The following is a 13,000-nucleotide window of genomic DNA, read 5'->3' on the forward strand; positions in this document are numbered from 1 at the left end:
GGCGCCTTTTTTAAATTCTAGAAAATTATTTCTTAGTTTGCGATTTCATATATTGGAAGAAATCACTGTCTGGCTGCACCACTAAAATATCAGATTTGCTGTTGAAGCTACGATTGTACGCTTCTAAGCTTCTGACAAAGCTGAAAAATTCAGCATTTTTATTGTACGCTTCAGCATAAACTTTCGCCGCTAAGGCATCACCTTCACCGCGAACGGAACGGGAATTCCGCTCTGCTTCTGCCACCATAACGGTGACTTTAGCATCGACGTCAGCACGGATAATTTCCGCTTGCTCCATACCACGGGCACGGTGCTCTTTGGCGACCGCAGTCCGCTCAGCGCGCATCCGCTGGAAAATGTTGTTACTAATTTCATCCGGCAGGTTAATTTTCTTTACCCGCACATCAAGAATTTCAATACCAATTTCCTCAGCGCCTTTGCCAGCCTGCGCCAGGGCGCCAGACATCAGCTCTGCCCTTTCACCAGACACAATCTGCTGAATGGTGCGGGTACCGAACTCAGTCCGCAGACCGTTGTTGATATATTGTTTCAACAGACTTTCAGCACGATCTGTACGACCCGTGGTTGACAGGAAATACTTGCCGAAATCTTTAATCCGCCATTTGACATAGCTGTCGACCAGTAAGTCTTTTTTCTCAGCTGTCACAAAACGGTCTGCCGGGTCATCCAGTGTCTGAACTTTGGCGTCCAGAATGCGGACGTTTTCAATCAGCGGCAGCTTAAAATGCAGGCCCGGTTCAAACACCACCACGCCGCCTGTCGCATCCCGCTGAATTTTGCTGAACTGGAACACAATACCGCGTTCGCCTTCTTTCACCACAAACAGTGACGAAAACACCACAACCGCAACTAAGGCTAATAAAGCAATAATAAAATTCTTCATCGGTTAGCCCCTTCCTGCTCTGTTACTGTCTGAACGAGGTGTCTCAATCCGCGGATCCGCAGAACGAGCATCGCTACTATTCAGGCGCGGTTCCATCACCGCAGGTTTTGCTGCACCATTCTGATTTAGCATTTTATCCAGCGGTAAATACATAATATTACTGCCATTTTTCACATCAATTAACACTTTAGACGTATTGCCGTACACCTGTTCCATCGTCTCTAAATACAGACGTTCACGGGTTACCTGCGGCGAAGCAATATACTCAGGCAACAGTTTTTCAAAGCGGGCAACTTCACCCTGTGCTTTTAACTGTGACTGCTGTTTGTAAGCTTCGGATTCCTGCATCACGCGGTTCACCCGACCACGGGCTTCAGGTTCGATCGCTCTGGCATAAGCCGTTGCTTCCTGAATAAACCGTTGTTCATCTTCTTGCGCGGCAATCGCATCATCAAAAGAAGCTTTTACTTCTTCTGGCGGGCGGGCATCACGGAAGTTGACGTCCACAATTTGCAGACCAAGGTTGTAAGGTTTGATGATAGCTTCAAGCTCAACCCGGGTGTTCTGACGGATCAGTTCACGACCTTTTGTGAGTACATCGTCCATCAAGGAATGACCAATCACATAGCGTAAAGCGGCATCAGTCGCCTGACGCAGACTATTATCCGGATCAACCACCGCAAATTTGTATTGTCTTGGATCTTCGACCCGGTACTGCACTTCAAAAGTAACCCGCACCAAATTTTGATCCTGCGTCAGCATAAAACCATCTGTTTTTAAGGTTTCGACGCTGCTGATGTCGACTGGTAACACCTGGTCAATAAAAGTAGGTTTCCAGTTGATGCCTGGATTAACTTCACTATGGTACTGACCAAAACGCAGAATGACGCCACGCTCCGATTCTTTGATAGTGTAGATACCGCTAAATAACCAGCCGATTAAGGCCACCACCAGCAACAACACCAATGCAGCAGAGCCGCCGTTGTTGCTGTCGGATGAACCGCCTTTATTGCCGCCGAAGATGCCACCGAGTTTTTTACTCAGATTGCGAAACACTTCATCCATATCGGGCGGGCCTTGGTTCTTACCACCCTGGTTCCAGGGATCATTGTTTTTGCCGTTATTGCCCGGCTCATTCCAAGCCATACTTCACTCCGTCTTGCTGTAAACAGTTGAGGTTAATGTATCAAAAAGTCAGGTCGAGACGATAAAATTTTGCAACAAACCGTCGCTTTGTTTAAGCAACCGCTCCCATTGCGGCTTTGCCAGTGCAATTTGCAACAGACAAATCCCTTGTTCATCAAAGTGTTCTTGTTGTACCGCCCCCATTTCATGAAACCTGGCACGCCAGGATGCAGCATCAGGTGGCAGCGCTAAATTAAGCCGCTGATAACTGTCCGATAATAGAGACACAATAGCTTCGGTCAGTAAATTCAGCCCGTCGCCGCTTTGTGCCGACAGATAAACCGCAACCGGCATCCCTGATTCGTCGTATTCAATTCGGGCATTTTGCTGCAGCACATCAATTTTGTTATAGACAAACAGCTGCGGCAAGTCGTCCGCTTCTATTTCATGTAACACTTTTTGCACTTGTTTGACGTTGTCTTCCAGTCTCGGGTCAGCAAGGTCAATCACATGCAGTTGCAAATCAGCTTCGCGGCTTTCCTGCAACGTCGACTTAAACGCCGCAACCAAATCATGTGGTAAATGCCGGATAAACCCTACGGTGTCGGCAAAAATTAATTGGCCAAAATCTGCCAGTCGAATTTGCCGCAGCGTTGGGTCTAAAGTCGCAAACAACTGATCTGCTGCGTACACTTCGGATTGGGTCAGCCGGTTAAACAAGGTCGACTTACCGGCGTTGGTATAACCAACTAACGAAATCACCGGTATTTCAGCACGTTGCCGTGCTTTACGTCCTTGTTCCCGTTGTTTGCCGACTTTTTCCAGCTTTTGATGTAGTGCAGCTATACGATCGCGCAACAAGCGCCGATCAGTTTCGAGCTGGGTTTCGCCAGGGCCCCGTAAACCAATGCCGCCTTTTTGCCGTTCGTTGTCAAAACCACGAATGAGCCTTGAGGCTAAATGCTTAAGCTGCGCCAGTTCGACCTGCAATTTACCTTCGTAACTGCGGGCGCGCTGCGCAAAAATATCGAGAATGAGTGTGGTTCGGTCGATGACCCGACACTGAAAAACGCGTTCCAGATTACGGGTTTGGGCCGGCGATAAGGCGTGATTAAAAATAACCATAGTCGCAGCGAGATCAGCAACTTGCTGCGCTACTTCTAATGCTTTGCCGGAACCAATAAATAGTCGGGCGTCAATTGAACTTCGGCTACAACTTACCACAGCCAGTTCAGCGACACCCGCAGAAGAAACCAACATCTGCAACTCATGAAGATCTTCACAAGCGCTTTCTTGCGGGAAAAAAACATGCACAAGGATCGCTTGCTCAGCCAGCGTTTCACGGTCAAACAAACGACAATATCCTGTTTTTTATTCTATCTCATCCATGTCACCGCCACCGGCGCCATGGCTGACCATCGTATTCACAGCGCGGGCCGGAACGACAGTCGAGATAGCATGCTTGTACACCATCTGACTGACAGTGTTTTTTAACAAAATGACAAATTGATCAAATGACTCGATTTGTCCCTGTAACTTAATCCCATTCACCAGATAAATAGAAACTGGAATACGTTCCCGTCGTAAGGTGTTTAAAAATGGGTCTTGTAAAGATTGGCCCTTTGCCATGTGCCGCTTTCCTTTTCTTAGTTCTGATTCTTGATATATGGATTATTATATTATTTTCAAGTCGTTAAATAACGATTTTTTTCTTCACTAAATTAGCGTAGCGAAGATAAAACAGCTTGCAAGTTTTCCGCAGGACTAACTTCACTTTTCAGCCAGTTTAATTCCTGCCAACTGCGCAGCCAGGTCAATTGTCTTTTGGCCAGCTGCCTTGTTGCGGCGACACCACGATACACCATCTCAGGGTAACTCACTAGCCCGTCCAGATAATCCCACATCTGGCGGTATCCAACACAGCGCATCGACGGTAAATTGGCATGCAAATCACCACGTTGTCTGAGTTGTACAACTTCTTCTTCAAAGCCTTGTTGCAACATCTGGTTAAACCGCAGTTCGATACGCTGATGCAACACTGCACGATCAGTTGGCGCTATCGCAAATTGCTTCACCGGATAAGGGAAAGCTTCGCCTTTGTCTGTGGTCCATTCGGTTAGACTTTTACCACTGACTAAAAATACTTCCAGCGCTCGATTAATCCGTTGTGGATCGTTTGGATGGATCCTGGCTGCCGACACCGGATCAACTTCAGCCAATTGCTGATGTAATGCAGCCCAGCCCAAAGTTACCGCTTGTTGCTCAAGTTCTGCCCGCACCGCAGGCGACGCTTCAGGCAACGGCGAGATCCCATCCAATAACGCCTTATAATACAACATGGTACCACCAACCAGCAGCGGAACCTTGCCTTTATTACGAATATCTTCAATCTGCTGCAACGCATCACGTCGAAAATCGGCTGCAGAATAGGCTTCGGTCGGCTCCAGAATATTAATCAGCCGATGTGGAGCCCGCGCTAATTCTGCCGCGGAAGGCTTTGCTGTACCTATATCCATCCCGCGATAAATTAACGCGCTGTCGACACTGATTATTTCTGCATTTATTTGTTCAACTAACTCTATCGCCAACGCCGTTTTACCGGACGCAGTAGGTCCCATCAGACAGATCACCGGGAGGGTCATACCAAATTACTCATTGTTTAGCCTCTAACAACATCTGACTGACTGATATATCAAGTGGCACTGCATGCCAGGTCGAAGGCTCGGACAAATGTGGTGCGAAATAGTTTAAAAAAATCGATAAAGAAAACCATGATTGCGCCAAACCACTTTGCAGCAAGTGAAGAAGCAGCTGGCGCGGCGTGAATTCAGCGTGCTCTGGCCACTGTTGCCACCACAGCGGCAACCATTGGCTTAACGCCGTTTGCCGCAGCAACAGCGGAACTGCGCGTACAATCAACACGTTATTATTTAAAACCAAATCAAAACCTAATTCAGCCAGGTTTTGTGCCTGCGTCAGCAAGCCTGCTTTTTCGGTGGCTTGTAGCGTTAATCGTAGTGGCAATAATAATGATGATGCTGGCGGTGGCTGTCTCAGCCATAAATCGCACAAGCTGTCACAGGCATCCACCAGCCATAATCTATCGTCGAAAGCTGCAACGGCGTAACGACCGCCGGCAGCTAGCCAAGGCGTTTCGGCTGCGCCGGTTGATGGTGAGTGTGGCTGCAACTGTGATTGGGACTGCGGGTATGAAAGTGTTGACACTGCGTGTTCAGCATGAACTTCGTGCCCGGTCGGCGCCGTGACTGGCAATGGCCAACCTGCACCGGGTCTTGCTGCTCCTGCAGGCGCGGCTGTCCATGCGCGCTGTGGACGATGCGAAAACGCGCTGTAATTACCGGCAGCTTCCCGGATCGCTGGCGATGGCGCCACCGCAGGAGCTGCTGAAACTGTCTCTGAAAGGGCTGTCGTTGGCGAAATGGCAGCCACGGCAGCATCAAATAACGCTGGCTGCTGACACACTTGCGCCAACGCACTGACCACAAAATCGTGCACTAACCGCGCCTGATGAAACCGCACTTCATGTTTCGCCGGATGCACATTAACATCGAGTTGCTGCGGATCCAGTTCCAGATACAGCACAAAGGCTGGTTGCGCGCCTGGTAACAATACATCGCCGTAAGACTGACGAATGGCGTGATTCAGCAGTTTGTCGCGCATCATCCGGCCGTTGACATAACTGAACTGACAAGCGGGCTGCGCCTGACAGGCATGGGGTAGCTGCACCCAGCCCCAGAGCCGCATATCATCGTACTGACTTTCGACATAAAGCGCCGATTCAATAAAACTGCGACCACAAAGTTGCGCCAGCCGTTTTTCCTGGGCGGCTCTATCTGTTGCTGCTTTTAATTGGCGCACGGTCTGGCCGTTGTGGGTTAGCGTCCAGTTCACGTCATAACGACTCAATGCTAACCGTTTGACCAGCTCGTCGATATGGGCGAATTCGGTTTTATCACTGCGCAAAAATCGCCGGCGCGCTGGCGTATTAAAAAACAAATCCAGCACTTCAATGCTGCTGCCTGGAGGGTGCGCTGCCGGGCGCAGTTGCACCTGCATGTCACGGCCTTCAGCAATGGCTTGCCAGGCACTGTCCTGATCTGCGGGTCTGGACGTTAACGTCAGCCGCGACACCGAACTGATACTCGCTAACGCTTCGCCACGAAAGCCCAGGCTTAAAATTTGTTCTAAATCAGATAATTGATGAATTTTACTGGTGGCATGGCGGCAAAGCGCCAACTCGAGCTCGGCTTTGGCAATGCCACAACCGTCATCGCGAATGCGGATGAGTTTGCTGCCACCTTTTTCGATATCGATGGTAATAGTGGTCGCACCCGCGTCCAGGCTATTTTCGACCAGCTCTTTCACCACAGAAGCAGGTCGTTCAACCACCTCACCGGCGGCAATCTGATTCGCTAACTGAGGTGATAAAATCTGGATAGCCATTTATTCGGGGATCCGCAGCACCTGACCAATTTTAATATTGTCAGTGGTCAGCTTGTTGTAGCTGCGAAGCACCGACATCGGCACCGCATAACGCTTGGCAAGACCAGATAGCGACTCGCCACGTGTCACCTTATGCAAACGTGGATTGACAATACTTTCCACCGGCTCGCTGACTCTGACCACGTTTTGTGCTGAAGATGCGTTGCTGCCTGCACTTCGGATCTCGCTGGGCTGACTACGATTCGGCGCCTGACCTTTGCGCTGCGCTAACCAGGAATCGGCCGGCGGTGATTGTTCAAAATGGCGCTTTAAAGCCCGAAATACTGCAGTCGCTAATTTTTGCTGATGCGACGCTGACTTTAACTTTTGCTCTTCGCTGGGGTTTGAAATATAACCGGTTTCAACCAAAATCGACGGAATATCCGGTGCTTTGAGTACACCGAGACTCGCCGCCTGCGGTTCTTTTTTGTGCAGATGCGTTACTTTGCTCATTTCCGCAAGCACCTGCCGCGCCACTTCAAAACCAGTGGTCATCGAATGGTTCATCGACAAATCGAGCACAGTTTGCGCCAGATAACGCTCATTGGCCGAATCTTTAATCACTTCGGCTACACCGCCCAGCAATTCGGAATGTTGTTCGGTTTGTTCCAGCATCCGGCCAACTTCGGTGGTTGCACGGCGCAAGGACAACACCCACACTGAGCCACCATGGGCTTTACGATTAGCGACTGCGTCGGCATGAATTGAGACCAGTAAATCAGCTTGTTTGTTGCGAGCGACATCCGGTCTTTTGCTTGGATAGATATAATAATCTGAGGTGCGGGTCATCACCGCTTTAAAGCCGGGTTCTTTATTGATCAGCGCCATCAGCCGCTCAGAAACAGCCAGTGTGACGTGCTTTTCATAAGTGCCTTTGGGGCCTACAGCACCCGGATCGTGGCCACCATGTCCTGCATCAATGGCAATCACCACTTCACGGCCACCAGCGCGTTGGGTTCGGGGTGCGGGGGCTGCGGTAATGGCTTGCTCGGCCTGCGGATCAGCTAAATCCAGTACCAGCCGATGGCCGTATCTGTCCAACGGCGGCAAACTAAAGGCTTTTTCGCGGGCCGGCCGATTGAGTTCGACCTGCAATAAAATGCCACGACCCGACGCTAAACGCTGCACCCGGATATCTTTGATTAAATCCGATTGGCCGGACATTTTACCCAGCGATGGGCTGTCGATATTGCTGATCTCCAGCTGCACCAGATTTTGTTTTTGACTGAGTAACCGGAACTGCGCTTTGCCGCTTAAATCAAATACCACCCGAGTGCTGTCAGGGGAAGGCCAAATGCGCACGCTGTCGATACGCTCGGCCGCCAGCAGCGATGTACTGATCAACATGATCAAAACGGGGACTATCCGCAATAGTTTCATCAATACTGTAATAAATAGTTTCATGCGTTGACCAACCCGAGCATTTGCTGCCCTAACGGCGTTTGTGCCCGTAAGTGGATCAGCCGCTGCGTATCAGAAACAACTTGCAATTCAATGTCTAAATCGGCGGTCGGTAACAAAGGTTCACCCCGCTCTGGCCATTCAATTAAACAGAGCGTGTTGGCAGAAAAATAATCGCGAATGCCCATAAACTCTAGTTCTTCCGGATCCATCAACCGATATAAATCAAAGTGATAAATTGTGAGTGCTGGAAGTTGATAAGGCTCGACCAGGGTGTAAGTCGGACTTTTTACATTGCCCTGATACCCTAAAGCATGCAGCAAACAACGACTGAACGTGGTTTTGCCAGCGCCCAGCCCCCCATGCAAATAGATGACACCGCCCTGTTGGCAGGCTGGCGCCAGCTGGCTGGCAAAAAGTTGGGTCTCGGTTTCATTGTGCAGGAGTCGTTGGTAATGAGTAACGAGCATGCCTTTCCTCAATCAGAATTCAAACGACCGAAAAGTCAGATTGCTCTGGCTGGGTCAATGCAAGCTATGCTATCAAATTCATCCTGTCAGAACCACCTGCAATTTGGCCAATGCCAGAAAGCACCTCGCCTGTGCTACCATATCGACGTCGATGAATCTGTGGGCGGAACCTTCTGCCACTGCCAAAATTACAGTAGAACATGCATGAACACCCTTGTTGCCACGCCTGAAATGACCGAACTTGCCGCCCGGATTAAACAATGGGCGCTGGATCTTGGTTTTTCGCAAGTCGGTATCGCCGATACCGATCTGCAGCTGGAAGAACAGCGCTTACAACAGTGGCTGGATCAGGGCATGCACGGTGAAATGCAGTATATGGCGCAGCACGGCATGATGCGCGCCAGACCGGCCGAACTGCTACCGGGCACCTTGCGGGTCATTTCAGTACGACTGGATTATTTACCCAAAGCCGCCGGTTTTGCCACTAACCTTGCCGACCCAACACAGGCCTATATCAGCCGCTACGCTTTGGGCCGCGATTATCACAAAATCATCCGGCAGAAACTAAAACAACTGGCTGACAAAATCAGCTCGGTGCAGGGCGAATTTGGGTTTCGGCCTTTTGTTGATTCTGCACCGGTGCTGGAACGGCCACTGGCTGCTAAGGCCGGACTCGGCTGGATTGGCAAACATAGCTTGTTACTGAATCCAGCTGCGGGCTCGTGGTTTTTCCTTGGCGAACTGCTGGTCGATTTGCCGCTGCCGGTGGATCAGCCACTGACCCAAGACTGCGGCAACTGTGTCGCCTGCATCACCATGTGTCCGACCGGCGCTATCGTCGCGCCTTATGTGGTCGACGCCAGACGTTGTATCAGTTATCTGACCATTGAGCTTAAAGATGCCATTCCGGAAGAACTGCGGCCACTGATTGGTAATCGTATTTATGGTTGTGATGATTGCCAGCTGGTGTGTCCGGTCAACCGCACTGCCCCGCTAACCGACGAAGCAGATTTCCAACGCCGGCCGCAGTGGCAAAGTCAAACATTGCTGGCGCTATTGCAATGGGACGAAGCGACTTTTTTAAAACAAACCGAAGGCTCGGCGATCCGGCGCATAGGCTTTAGCCGCTGGCAACGGAATTTGGCGGTTGGGATCGGCAATGCGCCTTACAGCTTCGACAATATTGAAGTATTACAAAGCTTTAGCGACCACCCGGATCTGATGGTGCGGGAACATCTCGAGTGGGCACTGGCGCAGCAGCTGCATAAACAGCAACAGGCTGAGTTACAAAACCGGCAGCAACAACGCTTGATCCGGATTATTCAGCTTGGTTTGCCGCGAGACGCCTGATCTGAATGAGACGCCTGATCTGAATGAACAACGGCGGCAGGACGTTTTTTGGCAATTAACCGCTGCTCGGCCTGAACCAGCATCTGCTCTTTTTGCGCGGCATCCGCCTGATGCCAACCACAAATTTCAGTTAAACTGCGGCCACAACCGAGGCAAATATCATCGTGATCGAGGCAACAATTTCGCTGGCAAGGTGTCTTGTCCATCAGTGTTGCTCCGTTCCTGTAATGGTGATGGCTGATTGCCGGATAAATGCGATAAAGTCGTCGGCGCGAAGCGGTTTACTAAAATAATAACCCTGAATAAAATCGCAACCCAGTTGGTGCAGAACATCCAGCTGCGCTTTGGTTTCTACCCCTTCTGCCACCACTTGCACATCCAACACTTTTGCCATATTGATCAGCACCGCCGCTAAAGCACGGGCTTTGTCTTCGGTTGCCACATCCACAATAAAACTTTTATCGATTTTAATAAAATTGACCGGATAACGGCTCAAATAGTTCAGAGCAGAATAACCGGTGCCAAAATCATCAATCGCCAGCTGCAATCCTTGTTGATGCAGCTTAATGATATTGTTCTGCTGCACCGAAATCCGGTCCATAAACAATGACTCAGTGATTTCAAAAATCAGCTGTTCGCAGTCAAGACCGGCCGCTGCAATCATTTGCAGCCATTCGTCCGCCACATGATGCACGTTAAATTCTTGGCTGCTGCGGTTGACCGACATTTGCAGCGGTAAACCTAAGCTATTAAAACGTTTGGCGTCGACTAAGGCTTGTTGCAAAATCCAATGGCCTAATGGCCGGATGGCACCGGTTCGTTCGGCGACGCTGATAAAATCAAGTGGTGAAATCAAGCCACGTTCCGGGTGTTGCCACCGCACCAGCGCTTCACACTTGGTAAAGCTGCCACTTTGCACATCATAAATCGGCTGATACACCAGGAAAAACTGCCCTTGCTGCACACCTTTGAGGATTTCATTGTGCAGATGGACAAAGCGATCGGCTTCTTTTTGCATCGCCGCGTCATAAAAATGATAGGTATTGCGGCCAATTTGTTTGGCAGCATACATGGCACGGTCGGAGTGTTTGAGTAAATCACCATGATTCATCCCATCGTGCGGATACATCGCAATCCCAATGCTAGCGCTGACGGCCAGCAATTTATCGCCAACCTGCACCGGTTTTGCCAGTTCCTGCACTAGCTTTTCGGCCATCAGTTCAGTCATTTCAGGGCCGTTGCCCAGGGCCGACGCCACCACAAATTCATCGCCGCCCAATCGCGCCAATAAATCGTGTTCGCCGACCAGCAATTTCAGCCGTTCAGCCACCGCCCGCAGCAGTTTGTCGCCGACCAAATGCCCCAGGCTTTCATTCACTTGCTTAAATTCATCAAGATCGATGCACAACAAACTCAAACAACTTTGATTGCCTTGGGCCTGTTTTAACATGCGCGAGAGGTTTTCGGTAAAAACCGCACGGTTCGGCAAACCGGTGAGCGGATCAAAAGTGGCCTGAAAGGCAATGGTATGCAGCGCTTGTTCACGCTCGCCTGCCATTCGCAGTAGCAGCATCAGCGCCGAACACAACAATACAATGACCAACGCAGCCAGTGCCGCCATCCATTGCAGCGGCCCAACCAGCCAGGGTAATTTATGCTTCACAGCGGCTTGTAATTGCCAACGCCCCACCGGCAACTTAATGTCTGCCATTACCCGTTCGGTTTGTAATAACTCCTGATTTCCCCAAAACAATTCATCAGGTTGATCATTGCCATCTTTGCCGGACAACCCAACCCAATATTGTTGTTGCAACGCGGGCAAATTGGCGCGCTCTAACAAGGATTCCAGCGGAATGATCGCAGCGATGACGCCCCAGTTTTGCTGATCGCTGGTTTGCACCGGCACCCTGACCACCAACCCAGAGCCACCTTGTAATAAATTCACCGGCCCCGCGACAACCGGCAAGCCCAGGCTGATGGTTTTTTCGATTGCAGCCAGTTGTTGCGGAATATTCCGATAATCAACGCCAATCACCGTTTCGTTACCCTTGAGCGGATAAACATAACGGATGACCAGATCCGGTGCTATCGCCACATGGCGAAAATAAGGATAGTTGTGCAGCAGTAACGCCACTCTGGCGTCGAGCTTGGTTAAATCAGTGTCAGGTTGCAGCACCACTTCGCTACGGATGGAATCAAGCGCCACCACGCCACTATTGACCATACCTTCGAGTGCCGAAGCGTAATTAGTCAGCGTTTGCAGTAATTGATAACGTTGCGATTCGATATATTTAGCCCGTTCCTGTGCCAACATAGCGAAGGCCAGAATCGACAACAACAACAGTAAAATCATACTGACTGTGGTCGGATATCTGATCAGAAGGTTCCCGAAAAACGGCGCCGGGGTGCTTTGCGTGATGATGCGCGGAGTTACATTCAATCCAGAGTTATCCATCGTCGGAACACCCCTGAACTTTATCAGGCAAACTGCAGCCGCGCCACCTGCACTCAGCGCGATCTGCGATTAGTTTGATTTAGACCGGTTTTTTGGGATCCAGGCCCAGACATATTCAGCAATCACCGGCTCGACACCTAACTGATCGCGAATTTGCACTTTGATGGTGATTTCACCTTTTTCTTGTTCGCGGATTTGTTGGACTTGCTCGTCGCTTAGCACGGCAACGGCCGTTAGTTTGCCAGTGGCGCGTTTGACGTAATCCAGCTGCATTGATTTTAACAAAGGTAGGCGGTCATCCGGCACGTGCATCCCAACCAAAAAACCACTGGCGGATTCCCCAAGTAACGCCATTGCCGCCGCATGAACCGAGCCGATATGATTCTGGACTTTTTTGAAATTGCCCTGGACTAATACCGCTTGCTGAAAATTAAGCTGTTCGATCACGATACTGGCGGTGCCGGCAAATTTGATCGCGCGGCCAAATAACTGTGACAACAACCAACTTTGCAGAAAAAGTGGCGCACCATGAATTTTGCCAACAAGGCGGCTGAGTTTATTATTTGATTTCATACTGGTCTTACCTGATTGGAATATGCCGGTAAACTACCAGTTTGGTCGCAAAATTTCAATCAATGAGCGAAAGCGGTTGCTGTCTGCCAGAGGCAGAAAACGAATGGATGTTGAAAATGGATGCAGAACTATTGGGAAAAACTGGAGCGGGCAACGAGACTCGAACTCGTGACCTCGACCTTGGCAAGGTAGCGCTCTACCAACTGAGCTATGCCCGCA

General features: G+C 50.1%; 12 protein-coding genes and 1 tRNA gene. 1 reads left to right on the forward strand and 12 read right to left on the reverse strand.

Translation table 11 applies throughout. From position 1 onward, the window contains the following. Positions 1-25: 25 nt before the first annotated feature. The 8 genes from hflC to tsaE all read right to left on the reverse strand — a co-directional run bounded on the left by hflC (position 26) and on the right by tsaE (position 8,403). Positions 26-904 carry a protease modulator HflC gene (hflC, locus tag EOE67_RS17930; RefSeq protein ID WP_127700707.1) on the reverse strand — a complete coding sequence of 293 codons (879 nt, stop codon included), beginning with the start codon at positions 902-904 and terminating at the stop codon, positions 26-28. A gap of 3 nt (positions 905-907) precedes the next feature. Continuing rightward, positions 908-2,050, reverse strand: a complete 1,143-nt coding sequence (gene hflK, locus EOE67_RS17935) for an FtsH protease activity modulator HflK (RefSeq protein WP_127700708.1) — start codon at positions 2,048-2,050, stop codon at positions 908-910. Between the two features lie 48 nt (positions 2,051-2,098). Beyond that, positions 2,099-3,382 carry a ribosome rescue GTPase HflX gene (gene hflX, locus EOE67_RS17940; RefSeq protein ID WP_127700709.1) on the reverse strand — a complete coding sequence of 428 codons (1,284 nt, stop codon included), beginning with the start codon at positions 3,380-3,382 and terminating at the stop codon, positions 2,099-2,101. Positions 3,383-3,400: 18 nt separating this feature from the next. Beyond that, positions 3,401-3,658 carry an RNA chaperone Hfq gene (gene hfq / locus EOE67_RS17945; protein ID WP_068060665.1) on the reverse strand — a complete coding sequence of 86 codons (258 nt, stop codon included), beginning with the start codon at positions 3,656-3,658 and terminating at the stop codon, positions 3,401-3,403. A gap of 92 nt (positions 3,659-3,750) precedes the next feature. Further along, positions 3,751-4,671 (reverse strand): tRNA (adenosine(37)-N6)-dimethylallyltransferase MiaA, encoded by a 921-nt coding sequence (miaA, locus tag EOE67_RS17950; RefSeq protein WP_127700710.1) that lies wholly within the window; start codon positions 4,669-4,671, stop codon positions 3,751-3,753. A 10-nt stretch (positions 4,672-4,681) separates the two neighbouring features. Further along, entirely contained in the window at positions 4,682-6,493 is a 1,812-nt protein-coding gene (gene mutL / locus EOE67_RS17955) for a DNA mismatch repair endonuclease MutL (protein WP_127700711.1), read from the reverse strand. Continuing rightward, positions 6,494-7,879 (reverse strand): N-acetylmuramoyl-L-alanine amidase, encoded by a 1,386-nt coding sequence (locus tag EOE67_RS17960; protein WP_240652870.1) that lies wholly within the window; start codon positions 7,877-7,879, stop codon positions 6,494-6,496. A 53-nt stretch (positions 7,880-7,932) separates the two neighbouring features. Further along, entirely contained in the window at positions 7,933-8,403 is a 471-nt protein-coding gene (gene tsaE, locus EOE67_RS17965; RefSeq protein ID WP_127700712.1) for a tRNA (adenosine(37)-N6)-threonylcarbamoyltransferase complex ATPase subunit type 1 TsaE, read from the reverse strand. A gap of 204 nt (positions 8,404-8,607) precedes the next feature. Between tsaE and queG the strand changes: the two genes are divergently transcribed. After that, on the forward strand, positions 8,608-9,753 hold the full coding sequence (gene queG / locus EOE67_RS17970; protein WP_127700713.1) for a tRNA epoxyqueuosine(34) reductase QueG: 1,146 nt from the start codon (positions 8,608-8,610) through the stop codon (positions 9,751-9,753). Here the strand turns inward: queG and EOE67_RS17975 are convergent. The 4 genes from EOE67_RS17975 to EOE67_RS17990 form a co-directional block, all read right to left on the reverse strand. Then, positions 9,726-9,959: a DUF1289 domain-containing protein gene (locus EOE67_RS17975; protein WP_127700714.1), complete on the reverse strand. Its 234-nt coding sequence runs from the start codon at positions 9,957-9,959 to the stop codon at positions 9,726-9,728. The two genes, queG and EOE67_RS17975, sit on opposite strands and share 28 nt — an antisense overlap. After that, positions 9,959-12,208 carry a putative bifunctional diguanylate cyclase/phosphodiesterase gene (locus tag EOE67_RS17980; protein WP_127700715.1) on the reverse strand — a complete coding sequence of 750 codons (2,250 nt, stop codon included), beginning with the start codon at positions 12,206-12,208 and terminating at the stop codon, positions 9,959-9,961. Before EOE67_RS17980 ends, EOE67_RS17975 begins: the two co-directional genes overlap by 1 nt. A 69-nt stretch (positions 12,209-12,277) precedes the next feature. Then, on the reverse strand, positions 12,278-12,781 hold the full coding sequence (locus tag EOE67_RS17985; RefSeq protein ID WP_127700716.1) for a DUF4442 domain-containing protein: 504 nt from the start codon (positions 12,779-12,781) through the stop codon (positions 12,278-12,280). A 142-nt stretch (positions 12,782-12,923) separates the two neighbouring features. Next, positions 12,924-12,999 (reverse strand) — tRNA-Gly (locus EOE67_RS17990). Position 13,000: the final 1 nt, after the last annotated feature.

The sequence above is a fragment of the Rheinheimera riviphila genome, assembly GCF_004005945.1.
Taxonomy (GTDB): domain Bacteria; phylum Pseudomonadota; class Gammaproteobacteria; order Enterobacterales; family Alteromonadaceae; genus Pararheinheimera; species Pararheinheimera riviphila.

Bases quoted from the DNA above. Each gene is read 5' to 3' on its own strand.
- hflC (WP_127700707.1), bottom strand. From the start codon at position 904: ATGAAGAATTTTATTATTGCTTTATTAGCCTTAGTTGCGGTTGTGGTG.
- hflK (WP_127700708.1), bottom strand. From the start codon at position 2,050: ATGGCTTGGAATGAGCCGGGCAATAACGGCAAAAACAATGATCCCTGG.
- hfq (WP_068060665.1), bottom strand. From the start codon at position 3,658: ATGGCAAAGGGCCAATCTTTACAAGACCCATTTTTAAACACCTTACGA.
- miaA (WP_127700710.1), bottom strand. From the start codon at position 4,671: ATGACCCTCCCGGTGATCTGTCTGATGGGACCTACTGCGTCCGGTAAA.
- mutL (WP_127700711.1), bottom strand. From the start codon at position 6,493: ATGGCTATCCAGATTTTATCACCTCAGTTAGCGAATCAGATTGCCGCC.
- EOE67_RS17960 (WP_240652870.1), bottom strand. From the start codon at position 7,879: ATGTTGATCAGTACATCGCTGCTGGCGGCCGAGCGTATCGACAGCGTG.
- tsaE (WP_127700712.1), bottom strand. From the start codon at position 8,403: ATGCTCGTTACTCATTACCAACGACTCCTGCACAATGAAACCGAGACC.
- queG (WP_127700713.1), top strand. From the start codon at position 8,608: ATGAACACCCTTGTTGCCACGCCTGAAATGACCGAACTTGCCGCCCGG.
- EOE67_RS17975 (WP_127700714.1), bottom strand. From the start codon at position 9,959: ATGGACAAGACACCTTGCCAGCGAAATTGTTGCCTCGATCACGATGAT.
- EOE67_RS17980 (WP_127700715.1), bottom strand. From the start codon at position 12,208: ATGGATAACTCTGGATTGAATGTAACTCCGCGCATCATCACGCAAAGC.
- EOE67_RS17985 (WP_127700716.1), bottom strand. From the start codon at position 12,781: ATGAAATCAAATAATAAACTCAGCCGCCTTGTTGGCAAAATTCATGGT.